Annotated in this window: 20 protein-coding genes; 6 read left to right on the plus strand and 14 right to left on the minus strand. The window is 67.5% G+C overall.

Annotated features, from left to right (window positions below; translation table 11 throughout):
• Window positions 1–3 precede the first annotated feature (3 nt).
• From AC5Y21_RS02270 to hglS, 4 genes are all read right to left on the minus strand, one after another.
• Window positions 4–4,614 carry an ATP-dependent helicase gene (locus tag AC5Y21_RS02270; protein WP_499909010.1) on the minus strand — a complete coding sequence of 1,537 codons (4,611 nt, stop codon included), beginning with the start codon at window positions 4,612–4,614 and terminating at the stop codon, window positions 4–6.
• Between the two features lie 71 nt (window positions 4,615–4,685).
• Window positions 4,686–5,360 (minus strand): TetR/AcrR family transcriptional regulator, encoded by a 675-nt coding sequence (locus tag AC5Y21_RS02275; RefSeq protein WP_499909012.1) that lies wholly within the window; start codon window positions 5,358–5,360, stop codon window positions 4,686–4,688.
• Window positions 5,361–5,410: 50 nt separating this feature from the next.
• Complete coding sequence (amaB, locus tag AC5Y21_RS02280; RefSeq protein ID WP_499909014.1) at window positions 5,411–6,931, minus strand: L-piperidine-6-carboxylate dehydrogenase; 1,521 nt, start codon at window positions 6,929–6,931, stop codon at window positions 5,411–5,413.
• Complete coding sequence (hglS, locus tag AC5Y21_RS02285) at window positions 6,928–8,187, minus strand: 2-oxoadipate dioxygenase/decarboxylase (RefSeq protein ID WP_499909016.1); 1,260 nt, start codon at window positions 8,185–8,187, stop codon at window positions 6,928–6,930. Before hglS ends, amaB begins: the two co-directional genes overlap by 4 nt.
• Window positions 8,188–8,229: 42 nt before the next feature.
• Between hglS and AC5Y21_RS02290 the strand changes: the two genes are divergently transcribed.
• From AC5Y21_RS02290 to AC5Y21_RS02300, 3 genes are all read left to right on the plus strand, one after another.
• Window positions 8,230–8,682, plus strand: a complete 453-nt coding sequence (locus tag AC5Y21_RS02290) for an Lrp/AsnC family transcriptional regulator (protein WP_499909018.1) — start codon at window positions 8,230–8,232, stop codon at window positions 8,680–8,682.
• A gap of 44 nt (window positions 8,683–8,726) precedes the next feature.
• Window positions 8,727–10,076 (plus strand): L-lysine 6-transaminase, encoded by a 1,350-nt coding sequence (lat, locus tag AC5Y21_RS02295; protein WP_499909020.1) that lies wholly within the window; start codon window positions 8,727–8,729, stop codon window positions 10,074–10,076.
• Between the two features lie 168 nt (window positions 10,077–10,244).
• Window positions 10,245–10,628, plus strand: coding sequence for a hypothetical protein (locus AC5Y21_RS02300; RefSeq protein ID WP_499909022.1), 384 nt, complete (start codon window positions 10,245–10,247; stop codon window positions 10,626–10,628).
• Between the two features lie 16 nt (window positions 10,629–10,644).
• On the opposite strand, the gene usfY is transcribed toward AC5Y21_RS02300, so the two are convergent.
• Entirely contained in the window at window positions 10,645–10,977 is a 333-nt protein-coding gene (usfY, locus tag AC5Y21_RS02305) for a protein UsfY (protein WP_499909024.1), read from the minus strand.
• 130 nt (window positions 10,978–11,107) lie between these two features.
• Complete coding sequence (locus AC5Y21_RS02310; protein WP_499909026.1) at window positions 11,108–11,491, minus strand: hypothetical protein; 384 nt, start codon at window positions 11,489–11,491, stop codon at window positions 11,108–11,110.
• 263 nt (window positions 11,492–11,754) lie between these two features.
• Here AC5Y21_RS02310 and AC5Y21_RS02315 point away from each other — a divergent pair, with 263 nt between their 5' ends.
• Both AC5Y21_RS02315 and AC5Y21_RS02320 read left to right on the plus strand, forming a co-directional pair.
• Window positions 11,755–12,192, plus strand: a complete 438-nt coding sequence (locus AC5Y21_RS02315; RefSeq protein ID WP_499909028.1) for an ATP-binding protein — start codon at window positions 11,755–11,757, stop codon at window positions 12,190–12,192.
• Window positions 12,193–12,199: 7 nt separating this feature from the next.
• On the plus strand, window positions 12,200–12,985 hold the full coding sequence (locus tag AC5Y21_RS02320; RefSeq protein ID WP_499909030.1) for an RNA polymerase sigma factor SigF: 786 nt from the start codon (window positions 12,200–12,202) through the stop codon (window positions 12,983–12,985).
• Here AC5Y21_RS02320 and AC5Y21_RS02325 read toward each other — a convergent pair.
• The 8 genes from AC5Y21_RS02325 to AC5Y21_RS02360 form a co-directional block, all read right to left on the minus strand.
• A complete protein-coding gene (locus tag AC5Y21_RS02325) occupies window positions 12,956–13,387 on the minus strand; it encodes an STAS domain-containing protein (protein WP_499909032.1) in 432 nt (143 codons plus the stop codon). The two genes, AC5Y21_RS02320 and AC5Y21_RS02325, sit on opposite strands and share 30 nt — an antisense overlap.
• Window positions 13,388–13,647: 260 nt before the next feature.
• Window positions 13,648–15,450 (minus strand): acetyl/propionyl/methylcrotonyl-CoA carboxylase subunit alpha, encoded by a 1,803-nt coding sequence (locus AC5Y21_RS02330; protein ID WP_499909034.1) that lies wholly within the window; start codon window positions 15,448–15,450, stop codon window positions 13,648–13,650.
• Between the two features lie 111 nt (window positions 15,451–15,561).
• Window positions 15,562–15,990 carry a SufE family protein gene (locus AC5Y21_RS02335; protein WP_499909036.1) on the minus strand — a complete coding sequence of 143 codons (429 nt, stop codon included), beginning with the start codon at window positions 15,988–15,990 and terminating at the stop codon, window positions 15,562–15,564.
• Entirely contained in the window at window positions 15,987–16,883 is an 897-nt protein-coding gene (locus AC5Y21_RS02340; protein ID WP_499909038.1) for a sulfurtransferase, read from the minus strand. The genes AC5Y21_RS02335 and AC5Y21_RS02340 overlap by 4 nt, the downstream gene beginning before the upstream one ends.
• A gap of 290 nt (window positions 16,884–17,173) precedes the next feature.
• Window positions 17,174–17,812, minus strand: a complete 639-nt coding sequence (locus AC5Y21_RS02345) for a Maf family protein (protein ID WP_499909040.1) — start codon at window positions 17,810–17,812, stop codon at window positions 17,174–17,176.
• The gene (locus AC5Y21_RS02350) at window positions 17,809–18,039 is read right to left on the minus strand and encodes an acyl-CoA carboxylase subunit epsilon (RefSeq protein WP_499909042.1); all 231 of its coding nucleotides are present in this window, start codon (window positions 18,037–18,039) and stop codon (window positions 17,809–17,811) included. Before AC5Y21_RS02350 ends, AC5Y21_RS02345 begins: the two co-directional genes overlap by 4 nt.
• 11 nt (window positions 18,040–18,050) lie before the next feature.
• Entirely contained in the window at window positions 18,051–19,691 is a 1,641-nt protein-coding gene (locus tag AC5Y21_RS02355) for an acyl-CoA carboxylase subunit beta (protein WP_499909044.1), read from the minus strand.
• A 123-nt stretch (window positions 19,692–19,814) separates the two neighbouring features.
• Entirely contained in the window at window positions 19,815–20,465 is a 651-nt protein-coding gene (locus AC5Y21_RS02360) for a TetR/AcrR family transcriptional regulator (protein ID WP_499909046.1), read from the minus strand.
• Between the two features lie 149 nt (window positions 20,466–20,614).
• Between AC5Y21_RS02360 and AC5Y21_RS02365 the strand changes: the two genes are divergently transcribed.
• A complete protein-coding gene (locus AC5Y21_RS02365) occupies window positions 20,615–20,899 on the plus strand; it encodes a hemerythrin domain-containing protein (RefSeq protein WP_499909549.1) in 285 nt (94 codons plus the stop codon).
• Window positions 20,900–20,901 lie beyond the last annotated feature (2 nt).

Genomic DNA, 20,901 nt, shown 5'->3' on the forward strand with positions numbered 1-20,901 from the left:
GCGTTACCGCAGTCGCAACCCACGCGGAGTGCGGGCGAAACCGGCGTCGACCAGAGCCGCCGCCACCGGGCTGGGCCCGCCGGGGTGCAGCACCGCGACCCCGTTTACCCGCTCGACCAGGATCGACGCGACGCGGCGTGTTGTCACCAGGTCGGCCAGCGCCGTCGCCGCCGCGTGGTCGGCCGCGGGATCGTCGGTGAAGGTCAGCAGCGATCGTCCGCCCCGCTCGAGGAACCAGGCCAGCTGCCCGTCGACCAGCACGACCAGTGCCCCGGCTTTGCGGCCCGGCCGGGCCCCGGGGCCGTCGGCGCCGGTGGTGGGCCACGGCAGTGCCGCGCCGTACGGGTTGGCCGGGTCCGCCGCGGCCAGCACGACCGCCCGGTATTCGGGCCGTTCCGGGTCTGCGAAACTGCCGGGATCGTCGCTGTAGCCGCGCAGCCGGTCGACGGTCGAGGCGACGGCGAACTGGGCGCCGCCCAATGACTCGACGAAGTAGCCCCGCTGGCATCTGCCCGCGTCCTCGAACGCGCTCAGCACCTTGTAGAGGGTGGCGAACCCGCCTGGCACACCTTCGGCCGCCACCGCGCCCCTGGTCAGCACGCCGTGGCGGTTCAACAGCAGCTCGGCGTGATAGTGGGCCTGCAGGGTGGAGTCCGGCTCCGGAGCCGGCAGCGCCGACCAACGCCCGGCGACGGTGGGGTCGGCGGTGCGAGCGTGCGCGTGCGCGACGCTGTAGCTGCTCAGGCGCGGTGCGCGACGTCCGCGATGCGCAGGGGCGGAGCGCTTGCGGGTGCGCGCGCCGCCGCCGCCGAGCATCGCGCGCACCGGTGCGAACGTGTCACCGGTGATCCAGCCGGCCCAAATCAGTTCCCACAGCGCGGTTTTGAGCTGCGCCTCGGCAAGCCCGTCGGAGGCCAGCTGGCGGAAGAAGTAGGCGCCGCCGCCGGCCAGCGTGTCCAGGATCGCGCGGTGGGCGTCGGTGAAGTCGAGGTCGGCGGGCCTGCTTACCGGCAACGCGAGGGTCAACGGCGCGGAATCGGCGGGGTGCAGTGCGATCCAGCCGTCGCTGCTGGAGATCGACCCGGCCCCCGACCAGGTGACCTCCCCGGCCGCGAGCAGCTCGTCGAGCATCGTCGGCGAGTAATCGCGGACGCGGGGAGCCAACACCAGCGGTTCCAGCGCTGACGCGGGTATCCGCACGCCGGCGAGCTGATCGATGACCGACGCCAGCCGGTCGACCCCTGCGGGCCCCGAATCCGGGGTGCCGACCTGATGCCAAGCCGTCAGGAACCGTGCGTAGGCCGCGGTGCTGACCGGCTCGACCTGGGCCCGCAGCGCGGCCAGCGAGCGTCGCCGCAGGATGCGCAGCACGTCGGTGTCGCACCATTGCTCGGCCCCCGCACCGCCGGACACGCCCGATGGTTCGGGGGCGACGAAATCGCCACGCACCAGCCGACCGTCCCCGGCCAGCCGACCCAAGACGTCCGCCGTCACCCGCAGTCCCAGGCCGAACCGGGCGGCCGCTTCGGCGGTGGTGAACGGGGTGTGGGTGCGTGCGTAGCGGCCGAGCAGCTCGCCAAGCGGATCGGCGACCGCTTCGGTGAAGCTGGCCGGGACGCCGACCGGAACCGCCGCGCCCACCCCGTCGCGCAGCCGGCCGATGTCTTCGACGGCCACCCACCAACTACGGCCGGCGAACGACACCGTCAGCGCGCGCCGCGCGGCGCGGAGACCTTCCAACCAGCCGCTGATGTCGACGCCGTCGGCGACGCCGGCCCGCGCAGCGACCTCGTCGGCGGTCAGCGGGCCGAGTAGCCGTAGCAGATCCGCGACGCCTTCGGCGTCGCGCGCGGCCCGGTCGGCCGACAGGTGCTGCAATTGGCGGCCGGTCGCGGCGACGACCTCGGGGTCCAGCAGCTCGCGTAGTTCGACCCGACCGAGCAGCTCGGCCAGCAGCGTGCTGTCCAGTGAGAGCGCGGCGGCCCGGCGCTCGGCCAGCGGGACATCGCCCTCGTACATGAACGCGCCGACGTACCCGAACAACAAGGACGCCGCGAACGGGGAGGGTTTGGCGGTTTCCACCTCGACCACTCGCACCTTGCGCTGCGCGATGCGAGCCATCAGCTCCACCAAAGTCGGAACGTCGTAAACGTCCTGGAGGCACTCGCGGATGGTCTCCAGCACGATCGGGAAGTCGGGGTATTTGCGGGCCACTTCCAGCAACTGGGCGGCGCGCTGACGCTGGTGCCACAGCGGTGAGCGGCGGCCGGGGTGTCGGCGGGGCAGCAGCAGGGCGCGTGCCGCGCATTCCCGGAACCGCGAGGCGAACAGCGCCGAACCGCCGACTTCGGCGGTGACGATCGGGTCGATCTCGTCGGCATCGAACACGAACAACTCGGCGCCCGGCGGGCCGTCTCCGGAATCCGGCAACCGCACTACGATGCCGTCGTCGGAGGCGGTGGGCTTCTCGTCGATGTCGTATCGTTCGCGCAGCCGCCGACTCACCGCCAGCGCGAGCGGCCCGTGGACCCGCAGCCCGTACGGCGAGTGCAGGATCACCCGCCAATCGCCCAGCTCGTCACGGAACCGCTCGACCAGCAGCGTGGTGTCGGTGGGTATCGCCCCGGCGGCGGTCCGCTGGTCGTCCAGCAGCACCCAGAGGTTGTCGGTCGCGTAGTCGTCGAAACCCAGGCCCGCACAGCGCTTCCCGAACGCGTCGCGGTCCAGGGCGGCCAGCTCGCCGGTGAACGCGCCGAGCGCGGCGCCGAGCTCCGCGGGCCGGCCGACGTCGTCGCCGCGCCAGAACGGCAGTCTGGCCGGCTGGCCGGGCGCGGGGATCACGAGCACCCGGTCGTGGGTGATCTCGGTGATCCGCCAGCTGGTGGCGCCCAGCGAGATGACGTCTCCGGGGCGCGACTCGTAGACCATTTCCTCGTCGAGTTCGCCGACCCGCGACGGTTTTCCGGAGTCTTCGACAGACGAAGCGAGATAGACGGTGAACAGGCCGCGGTCCGGGATGGCGCCGCCGGACGTGACGGCCAGCCGCTGCGCGCCAGGCCGCGCGGTCAGGGTGCCGGTATCGCGGTCGTAGACCAGCCGCGGCCGCAGCTCGGCGAATTCGGTCGACGGGTATTTGCCGGACAGCAGGTCCAGGGTGGCCTCGAATACGCTGCGCGGCAGGGTTGCGAACGGTGCGCTGCGACGCACCGTGTCGAACCAGCGGTCGGCGTCCAGCGGCTCCAGCGCGGCGGCCGCCACGGTGTGCTGCGCGAGGATGTCCAGCGGGTTGGCGGGCACCCGCATGGTTTCGATCTGGCCGGTGAGCATCCGCTGCACGCTGACCGCGCAGCCGATCAGATCGGTGCGGTGCTTGGGGAAAAGCACCCCGCGCGAGATCTCGCCGACCTGGTGTCCGGCACGCCCGATGCGTTGCAGTCCGCTGGCTACCGACGGCGGGGCCTCTACCTGGATCACCAGGTCCACCGCGCCCATGTCGATGCCGAGCTCCAGGCTCGAGGTCGCCACCACGGCCTTGAGTTGCCCGCGTTTGAGGTCGTCTTCGACCACAGCGCGCTGTTCCTTGCTGACCGAGCCGTGGTGGGCCCGAGCCAGCACCGGGGGTGCGCCGAAGGTCTGGCCGCTGGCCATGACGTACGCCGGCGCCCCGCCGGCGACCTGCGGGTTGGTCTCGTCGCCCAGCGCAATCCCGGATCGTTCGGCGTGGATCTCGTTGAGCCGCGCGGTAAGCCGCTCGGCCAGCCGTCGCGAATTGGCGAACACGATCGTCGAATTGTGCGACTCGATCAGGTCCACCAGCCGCGCCTCGACGTCGGGCCAGATGGTGTTGTTGGTCAGGTTCGCCATGTCGGGCACCGGCACCTGCACCGACAGCTCGACAGTCTTGGCGGAGCGGGGAGCGACCACCGTTGTCTGGGTGGTCGGGGCCCCGCCGGACAGGAACCGCGCGAGCTCCTCGGGGGGCCGCACGGTCGCCGAGAGCCCGATGCGCTGCGCGCGGCGGCCGTCGGGCAGGCCGACAGCCAAGTCGTCCAGCCGTTCCAGCGACAGCGCCAGGTGTGCGCCGCGCTTGCCAGCGGCTATCGCGTGGATCTCATCGACGATGACGGTCTGCACGCCGGCCAGGGTTTCGCGCGCGGCCGAGGTCAGCATCAAAAACAGCGACTCCGGCGTGGTGATCAGTATGTCGGGCGGGTGGCTGATGAGCTCACGCCGGCGTGCGGGCGGGGTATCGCCCGAGCGGACCCCGACGCTGATCTCGGGTGGCCGCAGACCGCGCCGCTCGGCGAGCCGGGTTAGTCCTGCCAGCGGCGTGCGCAGGTTGCGCTCGACGTCGACCGCCAGCGCCTTGAGCGGAGACACGTACAGCACGCGGGTTCCGGGCTGCCGGTCCGCCGAACCGGCCAGGCTGGCGAGGTTGTCCAGAGCCCACAGGAACGCCGCCAGCGTCTTACCCGACCCGGTCGGCGCAACGACCAGGGTGTTCTTGCCGTCGGCGATCGCTTCCCACGCGCTGGCCTGTGCGGCGGTGGGCGCGGTGAAGGTGCTGGCGAACCAGTCGCGGGTGATCGCGCTGAATCGGCCTAACGAGGTCACCTAGCCATCGTGCCAACGGGTACCGACAAATAACCACCGAGTTGCCAGGTGCCGGTAAGCGCCGGGCCGAATCACCCCTGCGGTATCTGCCGCGCGGTCGCCATCGCGTGGGCGAGTTCGGGCGGAATCTCGGGCACCCGGGCGATCGCATCCAGCAGTGCGTGAGCGGAGGCGTCGGCCAGGCGTTCGGCATTGGTCGTGGGGTCGATGATGCGCTGTCGGCAGATCTCGAAGGCGAACGACAGCCAGCCGTTGAGGATGATCCGCAGATCCCGCTCGACCTCCGGCCTCAGTTTCGCGCCGGGAATATCGCCGACCACCACGCCGATGCGGTCCATGATGTGCTCCAGCTGGCGGTTCTTGGCTTCGTCGTCGATACCCAACAGAACCGGATCGGTCCGGCCGAGGCCGACATATGCGGCCCAAGCGGCCTCCGGATGCTGCTCGTGGTACGCCATGTACCCCAACACCCCGATCCGGATTTCCTCGAACATGGTCAGGCCGGTGGGCGGCAGGTTCTGGGTGGCCTCGTGGAGCCGGTCCGCCTCCTCCTTGACCACCGCGGCGAAGAACGCACGCTTGTCCGGAAAATAGTGATACATCAGGGCGCGGGACACCCCGGCTCGCTCTGCGATCTCGTCGATGCGGACATCGTCGTAAGGCCGTTTCCCGAAGACCTCGGCCCCCAGGGCGAGCAACTCGGCCCGGCGGTCTTCAGGGGATAACCGCCTCCGGGTTGCTGCCATGGGTCTAGATACTACTCACGGCGGCCGTGTGCTCTGCCAATTCGAAATGTTCAGCCGAACTGCACGCCCTGCGCCAGCGGCAGTTCGCTCGAGTAGTTGACGGTGTTGGTGGCGCGCCGCATATAGGCCTTCCACGCATCCGAACCGGACTCCCGACCGCCGCCGGTCTGCTTCTCGCCGCCGAACGCCCCGCCGATCTCGGCGCCCGAAGTGCCGATGTTGACGTTGGCGATGCCACAGTCCGATCCGTCCAGGAAACGCTCCGCCTCGCGTAGGTCGGTAGTGAAAATGGCCGACGAAAGCCCTTGTGGCACCGCGTTGTTGAGCGCTATGGCCTGGTCGAGGTCGTCGTAGGTCAGCACGTAGAGGATCGAGGCGAACGTTTCGGTCGCCACGATGGCGGTCTGTGCCGGCATCCGCACGACGGCGGGAGCGACGTAGTACGCGCCGGGTGCGCCTACCTGTCGGCGTGTTCCGCCGATCACCTCACCACCGTCGGCCCGCGCCTGTTCCAGCGCTCCCACCATGTCGCGGTAAGCGGTCTCGTGGATGAGCGGGCCGACGAGCGTGCCCGGAGCCGACGGGTCGCCGATCGGCAGCTGCGCGAAAGCGGCCGCCACCCGCTCTACGACTGAATCGGCCACCGAGCGGTGCACGATCAGCCGGCGCAGGCTGGTGCAGCGCTGACCAGCGGTGCCGGCCGCGGCGAACACGATGCCGCGCACCGCCAGCTCCAGGTCGGCCGACGGCGTGACGATCGCCGCGTTGTTGCCACCCAGTTCCAGCAGCACCCGCCCGAAGCGGCCCGCGACGCGGGGAGCGACCTGCTCACCCATCCGTACCGAACCGGTCGCGGTCAGCAGCGCAACTCGCGGGTCGTCGACGAGCCGCTCACCCAGGTCGCGGCCACCCAGGAGGAGCCCGGCTAGCGCGGGTGGCACACCGACGTCGGCGGCGGCCCGCGCGATCAGCGTCTGGCAGGCCAGCGCGGTCAGCGGCGTCAGCTCCGAGGGCTTCCACACCACCGGGTCGCCACAGACCAGCGCGACCGCGGCATTCCACGCCCAGACCGCGACCGGGAAGTTGAAGGCAGTGATCACGCCGACCACACCGAGCGGATGCCAGGTCTCCAGGAGCCGGTGCCCCGGACGCTCCGAGGCGATGGTCCGGCCGTAGAGCTGGCGCGACAGTCCGACAGCGAAATCGCAGATGTCGACCATTTCCTGCACCTCGCCCAGCGCCTCGGAGGTGATCTTGCCGACCTCGGTCGTCACCAGCGCCGCGAGGTCGTTCCGGTGTGCGGTCAGCAGCTCGCCGAGCCGGGCGACCAGTCTGCCGCGCACCGGGGCCGGTGTGGCTCGCCATGCCGAAAACGCCTCGGCCGCATCGGCGATCGTGCGGTCGGCCTGCTCGGGGGTGGTCTGCGCGACCGTGAACAGCACCTCGCCGGTGATCGGGCTACTGGCGGGCAGCCCGTCATCGCCGGAGTCGCCCGGCTCGCCCAATTCGGCGGTGACGCCGATCGCGCCGAACGCCTCGAGCACCCGGGCGGACAACGGCTTGGGGGTCATGCGGATGCCTCCTCGTAGAGCGCGTAGGGATCGCGAATGTCGCGGCCGATTGCGCCGGCCAGCCACTGCACGTCGTAACAGGAATCGTCGGCAACGTCCTGGGCACTGCTATCGCCGTCCAGGTTGGAGCGGAAGATGCCCGCCGCCGACGCCGGCAGGAAGTCTTCGTAGACGACCGGCGCCGACGGGTCGCCGCCGCGATAGTAGGCCAGCCCCTGCGCGGCCATCTCCGCGTCGGTGGACGGGAAGTAATCGCCCCACAGCCGGGCCGGGTCGGGCGACCCGGCCAGTTGAGCCATCGCGACGTCGTAGCGCGCGCGGCCCTTCGGCGTCAGCGCGACACCGCGCGACTCGACCTCGCCGAAGCGCACCCGCAGGCTGCCCGGGCTGACAACGCCAGCACGGTCGCGGAACAGGCACGGTTCGGCCAGGGCACGGAAGGAAGTCTGGCGCAACAGCACAGCGGGGCCGTCGGTGCGGGGCGGTCCCTGGATGGCATCGATCATGGTGATGCCGCGCCGGTTCATCCGCGCGTACAGATCATCGATGTCGAGCACTCGCGGAGTCAGGTGGTTAATGTGCGTGGAGCCGACGCCGGCGATGTCGGCGGCCACCGCCGACACCCGCGACAACTCGCCATACCAGGCCTTGTCGATCGGTTCGCGGGACAGCGCGAACGCCGTCACCGCCGCTGCGACGAAATCCGGCGCGTCCTCGGCGTCGCAGCCGCCGTCGTCCGTGATGGTCCGCGCCCGGGCGAGCAGCGCGGGGTCGAACAGCCTTCGGCGAGCGAGGAAGGACTGCACGCGGGTCCGCAGGCCGGCATCGAAGAATCGGGGGTCGTCGGTGGCCAGCATCGAGGTGAACACCCGGAATGGGTTGCGGGCCAGCTCGTCGCCGTCGATGGGACGAAAGGCCGTGGATACCACCGGAATCGGCGACTCGGCGAAGCGCAGGTCGTAATAGCCCACCGGCAGCATCCCGAACGCCGCGAACAGGTCGGCGACCGCGGTCAGCTCGGCCGGGTTGCCGACGCGGATGGCGCCGTGACGCTCCGCGGTGACTCGCTGCAGCGAGCCGAGTCGCTCGGCGTCCGGGTGGCGCGTCACGTAGTCCCGGTTGACCGCCGCGGTGACGCGCACCAACGTGTCGTACGCCGGGACCTCGCCGGCGTACATCGTCGACAGCCCCGTGGCGAAGGCGGCCCGCAGCTGCCAGGTCTCCAGCTTCTCGGCGGGGCGCTCTTTCGAGCTCATAACGCGACTTCTGATGGAAGCGGGTTGCGATAATCTCCGGCCATGGGTGACACGCTCGACAACATCGACCGGATCCTGGTGCGCGAGCTGGTCGCCGACGGACGCGCCACCCTCTCGGAGCTCGCTGCCAGCGCCGGCCTGTCGGTGTCGGCGGTCCAGTCGCGGGTGCGCCGGCTGGAGTCCCGCGGTGTGGTCTCTGGGTATTCCGCGCGGATCAACCCCGCGGCGGTCGGGCACCTTTTGTCCGCGTTCGTGGCGATCACTCCTCTTGATCCGTCTCAACCCGATGATGCGCCGGCCCGCCTCGAGCACATCGAGGAGATCGAGTCGTGTCACTCGGTGGCCGGCGAGGAGAGCTACATCTTGCTGGTGCGCGTCGAGTCCGCGCGTGCGCTCGAGGACCTGTTGCGACGGATCCGGACAACCGCGAACGTCCAAACTCGGAGCACCATCATATTGAATACTTTTTACAGCGATAGACAGTACATACCATAAACTTTCCGGTATAAATGTCATGATCCCGTAAATTCCCGACTATCATGGGCGCCATGACTCGCGCTCTCAAGCTCGCCGAGACGGCGACAGAGCCTGGCCAGGTCCATGAGGTGCTGGCGCGAAGCATCCTGCTCGACGGTTTCGATCTAGTGCTCGATCTGCAACGGTCGGCTGGTTCGTATGTGGTCGACGCCCGCGACGGTCGGCGGTATCTGGACATGTTCACCTTCGTGGCTTCCTCGGCGCTGGGCATGAACCATCCGGCGCTGGCCGACGACGAAGAATTCCGCGCCGAACTGCTGGACGCCGCGCTGAACAAGCCCAGCAATTCCGACGTGTACTCGGTGGCGATGGCCCGGTTCGTCGAAACCTTTGTTCGGGTGCTGGGCGACCCGGCTCTGCCGCACCTGTTCTTCGTCGAAGGCGGGGCGCTGGCGGTGGAGAACGCGTTGAAGGCCGCCTTCGACTGGAAGAGCCGGCACAACGAGAAACACGGGATCGACCCCGCACTCGGCACCCGGGTGCTGCACATGCGCGGGGCGTTTCACGGCCGCAGCGGCTACACCCTGTCGCTTACCAACACCAAACCGGTCACCGTGGCCCGCTTCCCAAAGTTCGACTGGCCGCGCATTGACGCGCCCTACCTCCAGCCGGGCCTGGACGGGCGGGCCATGGACGCCCGGGAAGCCGAGTCGCTGCGCCAGGCCCGCGCGGCCTTCGAGACGTATCCGCACGACATCGCGTGCTTCATCGCCGAGCCGATCCAGGGCGAGGGCGGGGACCGCCACTTCCGGCCGGAGTTTTTCGCGAAGATGCGTGAGCTGTGCGACGAGCATGACGCACTGTTGATCTTCGACGAAGTTCAGACCGGCTGCGGATTGACCGGAACACCCTGGGCCTACCAGCAATTCGGGGTCGAACCCGATGCCGTGGCGTTCGGCAAGAAGACCCAAGTGTGCGGCGTGATGGCGGGCCGGCGGGTCGACGAAATCGCCGACAACGTGTTTGCCGTCGCCTCCCGGCTCAATTCGACGTGGGGCGGCAATCTGGTCGACATGGTGCGCGCCCGTCGCATCCTCGAGGTGATCGAGGACGACGGCTTGTTCCAGCGCGCTGCCGAGCGGGGCAGCTACCTGCGGGCTCGGCTCGACGAACTCGCCCATGACTTTCCCGGTCTGGTTCTCGACCCTCGCGGCCGCGGCCTGATGTGCGCGTTCAGCCTGCCGAACACGGCCGATCGCGACGAGTTGATCCGCCAGTTGTGGCAGCGCGCGGTGATCGTGCTGCCCACCGGCCCCCGCGGCGTGCGGTTCCGTCCCGCACTGACCGTTTCCCTCGCCGACATCGATGCCGCGATTGGCGCCATACGCAGCGCGTTGACCGCTGTGAGATAGCACTTGACGACGATTACACCGGCGGTAATCGGGTACTCACCGATGAAACCGGGCTAGCTCGGCATAGCTCGGAATAGCACTGAAACGAATGTGACGCAGCAAACGAAAGATCTTTTAGGCCCCACAAGCGGCCGAACGGAATATGCCGAACGGAATATGAGGTTCGAAATGCAGAGAGCGCGTGAGCAGTCACATGGTGACCGCTTGGGCCAACAGGACAGCGAGGTCCACGCCGCGGTCCGCTTTGCAGTCCTAGTCGCGGCGGCCGGCGTCGGCTTCGTCATTCTGGCCGCGTTGTGGGTCAGCACCTGTCCGGGAGTGAGCGTCGACACCGCGGCGTGCGGCCCGCCCCAGCGGACCTTGCTGGGGCTCGGCGGACCCTTGATCCTGCTCGTCGGAGGGCTCTGGGCCTTTGTGCGCACCTACCGGGTCTGGCGCAGGCAAGGCACCTGGTGGGGATGGCACGGCGCCGGCTGGTTTCTATTCACATTGATGGTCCTGACCCTGTCGATGGTCGTTCCGCCCATCGTCGGGCCGGTAATGGCACTTTGACCGTGTCTAGCGTGGTCTAACTTGCGATCGGCCGTTGGCTGGCAACGCGCTGGCGCGGCGGGCTATCGACACCTGCGACCTGCCACTGCTCGTCGATACGCGCCACGCGGCGGCACTCCACAACGAACCACAGCGCCCCGGCGACCGTTCCCAGCACCGCGACCAGCACCGTCGTGGGAAGCCACTCGTAATGCCGGTAGGCGGCAGCAGCCAGAGCGCTGATCACCCCGGCCAATGCGACGGCCAGCAGGATGAAGCCGGGCCAGAAGAGGTTGTCCTTCATGGTGATACCGGCGTGCGGTTGCGTGGTCCGGAAATGATCCGTCGGGTCGTGATGCCTGTCTCCCACCACATCTCCCTCCGTCGTCGGACGAGATAACAGCGATATTACCTCGCGGACCTGGGAAAACTCACAGTTTTGCCACTAACCAGGCGGTTCAAGCCGGTCCGCGAGGCGTGTTGGGGAATGTCCACGGGGTTCAGGTTGAGCCGGCCGTCGGAGTGCGAACGAGCGTGTCGGGCAGCAGAATCGCGCCAACCGTTGTCACGAGCCACACCACGATCGCTGTGGCAATCCAGGATGCAGTGCCGCGTATGGTGAGTCCGTGCGTCAATGCCGCGGCGAGGCTCAGCGCGACGAAGGTCAGTACCAGGCCGACTCCTCCGAGGAGCAGCGACGCATATCCATGCGGCAACTTCGAAACCAGCAGCGACAAGATCGCCTGCGCCACCGAGAACAACACCACGGCGACGATGAACCCCGATACCGACATCGAAACATGGGGAACGACCGAGGCCGCGACCAGCAGTCCGATGGCCCACGATCCTGGAAGCACAACTGCCCACAGCAGGATTCGCCTCATGGCATAAGTGTAGGTCTGCCGGGTGGCACTGTTAAGTAACTTCGTTGTGGCCGAGCATCGTCAGGTACTGGGTTATTCGCCACGTCGAGCGGGTATCAGGTCTAGACGATGATGGCGTGCCGGCGAGAGTGGGTTAGCGTGGTTACCCCATCATGCGAACGACGAAAGCAGCGACAGAAATTATGAGTAACCGCCTCGAACACAGCGTCCAAGGCGGGTTTCAAGGCGGGCGTGGTGCCGATCAGACATTGCCGGGAGACTATATGACCGATGCGGAATCGCGTGGCAACAAGCGCCCACGCGGCCAGCGCGCTGTCGAACTGCAAGTTGCTGCGCGCCTGGAAAACCTGGCGATGCTGCGCACCCTGGTCGGTGCAATCGGCACCTTCGAGGATCTGGATTTCGATGCCGTCGCCGACCTGCGACTCGCGGTGGACGAGGTGTGCACCCGGTTGATCCGCTCGGCTACTCCGGACGCAATCCTCACCGTTGTCGTCGACCCGCGCGACGACGAACTAGTAGTAGAGGCTTCCGCGGCCTGCGACACCCACGATGTCGTGGCACCCGGCAGCTTCAGCTGGCACGTGCTGACCTCGCTGGCCGACGACGTCCAGACCTTTCACGATGGACGCGAGCCCGATGAATCCGGCAGTGTTTTCGGCATCACGCTGACGGCGCCCCGGGCGGCTCCTAGCAGGTGAGAGCCAGGTGACAGCGCGAGCCGGCGGTTCCGTGTCGCGCCCTAACGAATACGCCGATGTCCCGGATATGTTCCGTGAGTTGGCGACACTGACCGAAGACCCGGCGGAGTTCCAGCGCCGGCGGGACGAGATCGTGGAGCGGTGCTTGCCGCTGGCGGATCACATCGCCCGCCGCTTCGAGGGCCGCGGCGAACCTCGCGACGACTTGGTTCAGGTCGCCCGGGTGGGACTGGTCAACGCGGTGGTCCGCTTCAACGTCGAGACCGGCTCGGACTTCGTCTCGTTCGCGGTGCCCACCATCATGGGCGAGGTTCGGCGCCACTTCCGTGACAACAGCTGGTCGGTCAAGGTCCCGCGGCGGTTGAAGGAGCTGCATTTACGGCTTGGCACCACCACCGCCGACCTGTCGCAACGGCTCGGCCGGGCGCCCACCGCAACGGAATTGGCCGATGAGCTCGGGATGGATCGCGAGGAGGTGGTCGAGGGCCTGGTGGCGGGCAGCTCCTACAACACCTTGTCCATCGACAGTGCCGGCGGCAGCGAGGAGGACGACGCCCGGGCCATCGCCGACACGCTGGGCGATGTCGACAACAGTCTTGATCGGATCGAGGATCAGGAGGCGCTGCGTCCGCTGCTCGAGGCGCTGCCCGAGCGGGAACGAATGGTGTTGGTGCTGAGGTTTTTCGAGTCGATGACGCAAACGCAGATCGCCGAACGGATCGGCATCTCGCAGATGCACGTGTCCCGATTGCTGGCTAAATCCCTAACGCGGCTGCGGGACCAGTTGGAGTAGACGGCTTCTCGCGGTCGTGGCCTTCTTCGCACTGCCACGGCTCATCCCAGTTGCCACCTCGGCCAGCGAAACTGCCGTCGGCAGTGTCCCGTCGGGATCACAGATGCGCAGTAGGTGGTTTACCGCATCTCCCGGTATCAGCACCCAGCGCGCGCCGGCCGCCGAGCACACCACGTTGATCCGGTGCAGTGCCGAAAAACCGGCAGTACCAATGAAATCCAGCTCGCGCAGGTCCAAAACCACTCGCCTGGACTGCCGGAGGGCCCGTTGGACGTAGTCACTGAACTGGTTGGCGTTTGCGGCGTCGATCTCGCCGTGTGCGGTGATCACCGTGGCGGATGTGCCAGGGCGAGTGGTGAATTCCGCGGTGCGGCATGATTGCCACGATTGGATCACAGACATAGCTGACTCCCATCAGCCGATGAGGGCTCGTGCTGTGGATCGCGCCAGCGGGTTCGGGAACGCTCGCGGCAGCGGATTCGCCTCCCGAGCGTCACTGACGTGATTCCGGGCGGCTGTGAACTCAACCTATGTCGCACCCTACCCAAGCCGGGCCGGACCGACAATGTACTCCAACCCGATTCACAGCATCGGCACAGACCGGCGTGGCACATGGGCGCTGTGGTGCCGAGGCAGCCCTCTAGCAACCCCCGGCGGGAGGTCTACTTGATTTCGGCGAGCACCGTGCCCTGAGTGATGGCCGCGCCGGCCTCGACGGCCAGGCCGGTGATGGTGCCGTCCTTGTGCGCGGTGACCGGGTTCTCCATCTTCATCGCCTCGAGCACCACCACCAGGTCGCCGACGGCGACCTCCTGGCCTTCCTCGACCGCGACTTTCACCACCGTGCCCTGCATGGGCGCGGTCACCGCGTCACCGGAAGCCGCCGCGCCGGAGTGGCCGCCCCGCTTGCGCGGCTTGGGCTTCTTTCGGATAACACCGGCTGGGTCGGCCGAGCCGTTGCTCAGCGCCAGATCGCCGGGCAGCGACACCTCGAGACGCCGGCCATTGACCTCGACGACGACCTTCTGCCGCGGGCGGGTTTCCTCTTCGTCGAGGGGTTCGCCGGCGGTGAACGGCTCGATGGTGTTGTTCCACTCGGTCTCGATCCAGCGGGTATGTACCGAGAAGCCCTTCTCGTCGCCGATAAACGCCGGGTCGGAGACCACGGCGCGGTGGAACGGGATGACGGTGGCAAGGCCTTCGACGTGGAATTCGTCCAGGGCGCGGCGGGAGCGGGCGAGCGCCTCGTCGCGGGTGGCGCCGTACACGATCAACTTGGACAGCATCGAGTCGAACTGGCCGCCGATGACCGAACCGGCCGCCACGCCGGAGTCCAGCCGAACACCGGGTCCGGTCGGGATGTCGTAGCGGGTGACCGGGCCGGGCGCGGGCAGGAAGCCGCGTCCCGCGTCCTCGCCGTTGATCCGGAATTCGATGGCGTGCCCGCGGGGCGTGGGGTCCTCGGTGATGTCGAGCTTGTCGCCGTTGGCGATCTTGAATTGCTGCAGGACCAGGTCGATGCCCGCGGTCTCCTCGGTGACCGGGTGCTCGACCTGCAGGCGGGTGTTGACCTCCAGGAACGAAATCAGCCCGTCCTGGCCGACCAGGTATTCAACCGTGCCTGCGCCGTAGTAGTGGGCCTCTTTGCAGATCCGCTTCGCCGACTCGTGGATCTCCTTGCGCTGCGCGTCGGTCAGGAACGGCGCGGGTGCCTCCTCGACGAGCTTCTGGAAGCGGCGCTGCAGCGAGCAGTCGCGGGTTCCGGCGACGACGACGTTGCCGTGCTGGTCGGCGATCACCTGCGCCTCGACGTGACGTGGCTTGTCGAGATAGCGCTCTACGAAGCACTCGCCGCGGCCGAACGCGGACACCGCCTCGCGGACTGCTGATTCGTACAGCTCGGGGATCTCCTCGAGGGTGCGGGCCACCTTCATGCCCTTGCCGCCGCCGCCGAATGCGGCCTTGATGGCGATCGGCACGCCGTACTCCTTGGCGAACGCCACCACCTCGTCGGCGTTCTTGACCGGATCCGGGGTGCCGGGCACCAGCGGGGCCTGTGCGCGGGCGGCGATGTGGCGTGCGGTGACCTTGTCACCCAGGTCCCGAATCGACTGCGGGCTGGGCCCGATCCAGATCAGGCCGGCGTCGATGACCGCCTGGGCAAAGTCGGCGTTCTCGGACAGGAAGCCGTAGCCGGGATGGATCGCGTTGGCGCCGGACTTCGCCGCCGCGTCGAGGAGCTTGGCGAAGTCCAGGTAGGACTCTGCCGAGGTTTGGCCGCCCAGTGCGTACGCCTCGTCGGCAAGGGCCACGTGCGGGGCTTCGGCGTCCGGTTCGGCGTACACCGCCACGCTGGGCAGTCCCGCGTCCCGGGCCGCCCGGATCACCCGGACCGCGATCTCGCCGCGATTAGCGACCAGAACCTTCGAGATCACAGCGATCCTCGAGCTGGCGTGACTAGCCACTGCGCCTCCTGTTTGGCATATCTGCAGACATGGGGTGTCTAAGAGAATTTCTTACAACTCGGGGGAAGTCTAAGCGCCGCGCCGGAAGCCCGGCCAGGCGGTGCCGGGAAATCAGGATTCTTGCGAGGTCTCGCGCAGTCGCCGCTTGATCCTGGCGAGCATCGCCGACATCCCGCGCAGCCGAAGCGGGCTGATCAGAGCTGCCAGACCCAGGTCGTTGTAGAAGTCTTCGGGCACCGCCAGGATGTCGGTCGCGGGTTGTTCGTCGAGGCCCGCGGCCAGAATGGAGGCAAACCCCCGGGTGGTCGGCGCTTCGGCCGGCGCGCTGAAATACAGCCGGATCCGGCTCGGATCGTCGGCGTCGACATGCAGAAACAGCGGAGATTGACACTCGGGCACCGGCTCCATTGCTGCCTCTTCCAGATCGGACGGAAGCGCTGGAAGTTCATTGGCGAATTCCAGCAGCAGCTGCAGCTTGTCCTGGCCCTGGACTTCGGCGAAGTCGGACACCACCTCTGCGAGCGGGGCGGGCAGCGTCATGTGTCTCCCGGGGCACGTCCTGGTTCTGCGCCCGCGACGATCGGCACGCGTACGGTGTTGCCCCACTCGGTCCACGAGCCGTCGTAGTTGCGCACTCCCGGCTTGCCCAACAGGTGGGTGAGGACGAACCAGGTGTGGCTGGAGCGCTCGCCGATGCGGCAATAGACGACGGTCTTGTCGTCCGGGGTGATGAACCCGTACAGCTCTTCGAGCTCTTCACGGCTGCGGAAGCGACTGGTCTCGTCCACCGCCTTCCCCCACGGGATCGACCTGGCGGTCGGGATGTGGCCGGCCCGCAGCGCGCCTTCCTCGGGGTAGTCGGGCATGTGGGTGCGCTTGCCCGTGTACTCCTCCGGTGAGCGCACGTCGACCAGCGGCTGGTTGCCGATGACGGCCAGCACGTCGTCTTTGAACGCGCGGATCGGTGCGTCGTTGCGCTGCACCACTGGATAGCCGGTCGACGTCTTCGTCGGGACGTCGAGCGTGGTGTCCCGGCGCTCGGCGAGCCACAGGTCGCGACCGCCGTTGAGCAGGCGCACATCGGGATGGCCGAACAACGTGAAAACCCACAGCGCGTAGGCCGCCCACCAGTTGCTCTTGTCGCCGTAGATGACCACGGTGTCGTCGCGGGCAATGCCCTTGCGGTCCATCAGGCCGGCGAACTGCTCCCCGGTGATGTAGTCGCGGACCCGCGGGTCGTTGAGATCGGTGTGCCAGTCGATCTTCACCGCGCCGGGAATATGACCGACGTCGTAGAGCAACACGTCCTCGTCGGATTCGACGATCACCAGGCCGGACGCGCCCATGTGGGCCGACAGCCATTCGGTGGTGACCAGTCGTTCGGGGTGGGCGTAGCCCGACAGAGTGGGGCTGGGATCTGGGGGTAGCGGCACGTATTCGAGCCTACCGCTGGCGGAAAGGCGGCGAATTGTCAGTGCGTGGGCACTATGCGGGTTAGCTGGCGTTGGGCGTCAGGTGTCAGGCGTCGGGCGTCCGGCGTCCGGCGTCAGGCGTTGAGGCGTCCACCCTCCGGCGTTGATTGTGAGTCCTGGGCGTTGGTTGTGAATCGTCGGCGTTGGTTGTGCAGCCTGGGCGAAAAAATCGCCGAATCGACGCCCCAGGCTCACTCCGAAAGCCCTACCCTCACACCGAAAGCCGTAGCCTCACGACGAAAGCCCTGGCTTCACACCGGATTGGCCGCCCATAGCACTGCGACCGACACCCCAACCCGCTGCAGCATTGACCGAAGCAGCGGCAGGCTCAGGCCGACCACATTCGACGGGTCGCCGTCCACGCCGTCGATAAACCACCCGCCCAGTCCATCGAGAGTGAAGCCGCCGGCGACCCGCAACGATTCGCCGCTGGCCAGATACGCCCGTAGGTCGTCGGCCGACGGTGTTCCGAAACGCACTGCGGTAATTGATGTTTCGGTTTCCTGCTGGACGACTTGGTGATCCGCCAGCCGGATGACGCAGTGGCCCGTGTACAGCTGGCCAGTACGGCCTGCCATCGACTGCCACTGCTCGCGCGCGTCGGTCACCGACTGCGGTTTGCCGCAGAGCCGGCCATCGAGGTGGAGCATCGAATCACAGCCGACCACAACGCAATCCGCGCCGACGGTCTCATCGAGCACGACCGCGACCTGGTCGGCCTTGGCCTGTGCCAGAGCGCACACGACCTGACCGGGCGAAGCCGCTGACCCCAGACCCGCGGTGACGCGATCCTCGTCGACGCCGGAAACCACGACCAGCGGATCGACGCCGGCCTGGCGCAGTACTTTGAGCCGTCCAGGAGAGGCGGACCCGAGCACCAGGCGGGTCATCGCTGCATGTGTAGGCGTTCCTGCAGGGTGACTCGTTGGTGGTTGGTGACGGGGAACCGCAGCTTGTCGACCGGCAATCCCCAGCGGGTGTGCGGAGGCTGCTCGGGCTCGGCAGCACCGCCGACGCAGCCCAGCACGGCGATCAGCGCCGCCAGCTCGTCATCGGTGGGCCGGCCCTTGTGTACCTGGATGTGCGGCTCGTGCGCCTGGTGTGTCTCGTCGCTCATGTTCGTTCCCGTCACAGCGGAATGTTCCCGTGCTTCTTGGGCGGCAGGTGGGAGATCTTGCGCTCCAGCAGCCGCAGCGCCGTACCGATGTAGCCACGGGTGTGCGACGGCGGGATCACCGCGTCCACGTATCCGCGTTCGGCCGCGACGTAGGGGTTGACCAGCGTGTCCTCGTACTCCTGCTGCAATTGCAGCCGCAGCGCGTCGACATCCTGGCCGGCGTCGGCTGCTTCCTTCAGCTGTTTGCGGTAGACGAACCCGACGGCGCCGGAGGCGCCCATCACCGCGATCTGCGCGGTGGGCCAGGCGATGTTGACGTCGCAGCCCATGTCCTTGGAGCCCATGACGCAGTACGCCCCGCCGTAGGCCTTGCGGGTGATGACGGTGATCTTGGGGACGGTGGCCTCGCCGTAGGCGAACAGCAGCTTGGCGCCGCGCCGGATGATGCCGTTGTATTCCTGGCCGGTGCCCGGCAGGAAGCCCGGGACGTCCACCAGCATGACGATCGGGATGTTGAAGCAGTCGCAGGTCCGCACGAAGCGGGCCGCCTTCTCGGAGGCGTTGATGTCCAGGCATCCGGCGAAGTGCGTGGGTTGGTTGGCCACGATCCCGACCGGCCGGCCGTCGATGCGGCCGAAGCCGACGACGATGTTCTGGGCGTAACCCGACTGGATCTCCAGGAATTCGTCCTCGTCGAGGATGCGGGTGATCACCTCGTGCATGTCGTAGGGCTGGTTGGGCGAGTCCGGGATCAGCGTGTCCAGCTCGAGGTCCTCCTCGGTGAGGTTCTCCTCGATCGCGCCCTCGGGAACCGGCTCGGCGTACCGCGGGGCGTCGGTGAAGTTGTTGGGCGGCAGGTAGCTGAGCAGGTCGCGGACCCAGTCGAAGGCGTCCTGCTCGCCCGATGCGACATAGTGCAACGTGCCCGACTTGGCCATGTGAGTGTGGGCGCCGCCGAGCTCCTCCATGGTGACGTCCTCGCCGGTGACGGTCTTGATCACGTCGGGCCCGGTGATGAACATCTGGCTGGTCTGGTCGACCATGACGACGAAGTCGGTCAGCGCGGGGGAGTAGACGTGGCCGCCGGCCGCGGCGCCCATGATCAGCGAGATCTGCGGGATGACGCCGGAGGCCAGGATGTTGTTGCGGAAAATCTTGCTGTACAGGCCCAGCGAGACGACGCCTTCCTGGATACGCGCGCCCGCGCCGTCGTTGATGCCGATGAGCGGACGACCGGTCTTGATCGCCAGTTCCTGGACCTTGACGATCTTCTCGCCGTACACCTCGCCGAGGCTGCCGCCGAACACCGTGGCGTCCTGGCTGAAGATGCACACGTCGCGGCCGTCGATGGTGCCGTAGCCGGTGACCACGCCGTCGCCGAGCGGGCGGTTGGCCTCCAGGCCGAAGTTGGTGCTGCGATGCTTGGCCAGCGCGTCGAGTTCGACGAACGAGTCCTCGTCCAGCAGGGCATAGATGCGCTCGCGGGCGGTCAGCTTGCCCTTGGCGTGCACCTTCTCGACGGCGTCCTCACCGACCGGGTGCAGCGACTCTTCGCGCCGCCTGTGCAGTTCGGCCAGCTTGCCGACGGTGGTGTGGATGTCGATCTTGTGCTCGGCGGCGGGCTCGGCTGAGTGGTCGGTAACGCTCGTCATGGGAGTCGATGTTATCGGCAGTCCTCGCGGCAGCGCGCCGCGACCCTTAATAATTCCTTAAGTAGCCGCGACCATGACCAACTGTCCGTCGGAACGCGGGGATGCGCAGCCGCTCATTGCCAACTACGAGTCGGCGAGGATGGCGCAAGCCAAAATATCGACGAGTGCCGCCCGCGCCCGTCGGTCGCTCCACCTTCGGTCGACGGTGAGCGAACGATACGGTCCGGTTGGGTGAAACAGCGCCCACCACAGGTCCACTGTGTCGTCGATGGAAAACCGCAGCGGCCCGGCTTCTGCGAGCAGCTGTACAAGCGCCCGAAGGTCGGTTCGCCTACGGCGTTCAACTTCATCCTGGAGCGCCGCGATCTCCGGATCGGAGGCGGCCACTGAGCGCACGATCTCGTCTACCGGCGCAACGCGGCGCAGTACGTTACGAGTGGCGTCAGTGATCAGCTCGAGTCGGCGCCGCTGGTTGGGCTCGGCCGTCACCCGCGCAAGCCAGTCCCCGGTTCGCCACGCGTCGGTGTTGGGCGCCCCGGCGGATGCCCGCTCAACTAGCGCACGCAATACGTCCCGTTTGGTGCCGAAGATGCCGTACACGGTCTCCGGTGAGACTTCGGCACGCGCGGCCAACTGTGCGATTGTGGTTGCCGCATAGCCGTTTTCGATGAATGCAGCCGCCGCGGCGTCGACAATCGCCGCGCGCGTTGCCGCCCGCTGGCGGGTTCGCGCCGATGAGTTATAGCGCCGGCGGGGCTTGACTTCCTCAGTCATTTGGATACAGTCCTACTGTAGTCAATGCATTAATAATGCAATCAAATAAATGCCTTGCGGCATTCCACCACGCTGCGATCTGGGCGGGCAACCACGACGCGACTATCCGCACTGCGAAAGGAGCCGTCATGCCGACGGACGCGTTCGACATGGCTATCGTCCATCGGGTATTCCGCAATCAACTGCACGACGCTGCCGCGCTGGTCAGGGACGTCGAGGTCGGCGATACAACGCGATCTGCCGTGGTTGGCGCTCACCTCGACTTCATCGTGGCCGCGCTCCACCATCACCATGCGGCCGAAGACGATTTGATCTGGCCGAAACTGCACGCGCGAGCGCCCGCCTGTGCCGAGGACATCTTCCGCATGGAACAAGCCCATTGGGGCATCGCCGACGCTGTCCTAAGGGTCAATCGATTCTGGCGTCGTGGGTAACG

Source organism: Mycobacterium sp. NGS41 (genome assembly GCF_059812725.1).

Coding starts and splice junctions, on each gene's coding strand:
- AC5Y21_RS02275 (WP_499909012.1), bottom strand. CDS start 5,360: ATGGCAGCAACCCGGAGGCGGTTATCCCCTGAAGACCGCCGGGCCGAG.
- amaB (WP_499909014.1), bottom strand. CDS start 6,931: ATGACCCCCAAGCCGTTGTCCGCCCGGGTGCTCGAGGCGTTCGGCGCG.
- hglS (WP_499909016.1), bottom strand. CDS start 8,187: ATGAGCTCGAAAGAGCGCCCCGCCGAGAAGCTGGAGACCTGGCAGCTG.
- AC5Y21_RS02290 (WP_499909018.1), top strand. CDS start 8,230: ATGGGTGACACGCTCGACAACATCGACCGGATCCTGGTGCGCGAGCTG.
- lat (WP_499909020.1), top strand. CDS start 8,727: ATGGGCGCCATGACTCGCGCTCTCAAGCTCGCCGAGACGGCGACAGAG.
- AC5Y21_RS02300 (WP_499909022.1), top strand. CDS start 10,245: ATGCAGAGAGCGCGTGAGCAGTCACATGGTGACCGCTTGGGCCAACAG.
- AC5Y21_RS02310 (WP_499909026.1), bottom strand. CDS start 11,491: ATGAGGCGAATCCTGCTGTGGGCAGTTGTGCTTCCAGGATCGTGGGCC.
- AC5Y21_RS02315 (WP_499909028.1), top strand. CDS start 11,755: ATGACCGATGCGGAATCGCGTGGCAACAAGCGCCCACGCGGCCAGCGC.
- AC5Y21_RS02325 (WP_499909032.1), bottom strand. CDS start 13,387: ATGTCTGTGATCCAATCGTGGCAATCATGCCGCACCGCGGAATTCACC.
- AC5Y21_RS02335 (WP_499909036.1), bottom strand. CDS start 15,990: ATGACGCTGCCCGCCCCGCTCGCAGAGGTGGTGTCCGACTTCGCCGAA.
- AC5Y21_RS02345 (WP_499909040.1), bottom strand. CDS start 17,812: ATGACCCGCCTGGTGCTCGGGTCCGCCTCTCCTGGACGGCTCAAAGTA.
- AC5Y21_RS02350 (WP_499909042.1), bottom strand. CDS start 18,039: ATGAGCGACGAGACACACCAGGCGCACGAGCCGCACATCCAGGTACAC.
- AC5Y21_RS02355 (WP_499909044.1), bottom strand. CDS start 19,691: ATGACGAGCGTTACCGACCACTCAGCCGAGCCCGCCGCCGAGCACAAG.
- AC5Y21_RS02360 (WP_499909046.1), bottom strand. CDS start 20,465: ATGACTGAGGAAGTCAAGCCCCGCCGGCGCTATAACTCATCGGCGCGA.
- AC5Y21_RS02365 (WP_499909549.1), top strand. CDS start 20,615: ATGGCTATCGTCCATCGGGTATTCCGCAATCAACTGCACGACGCTGCC.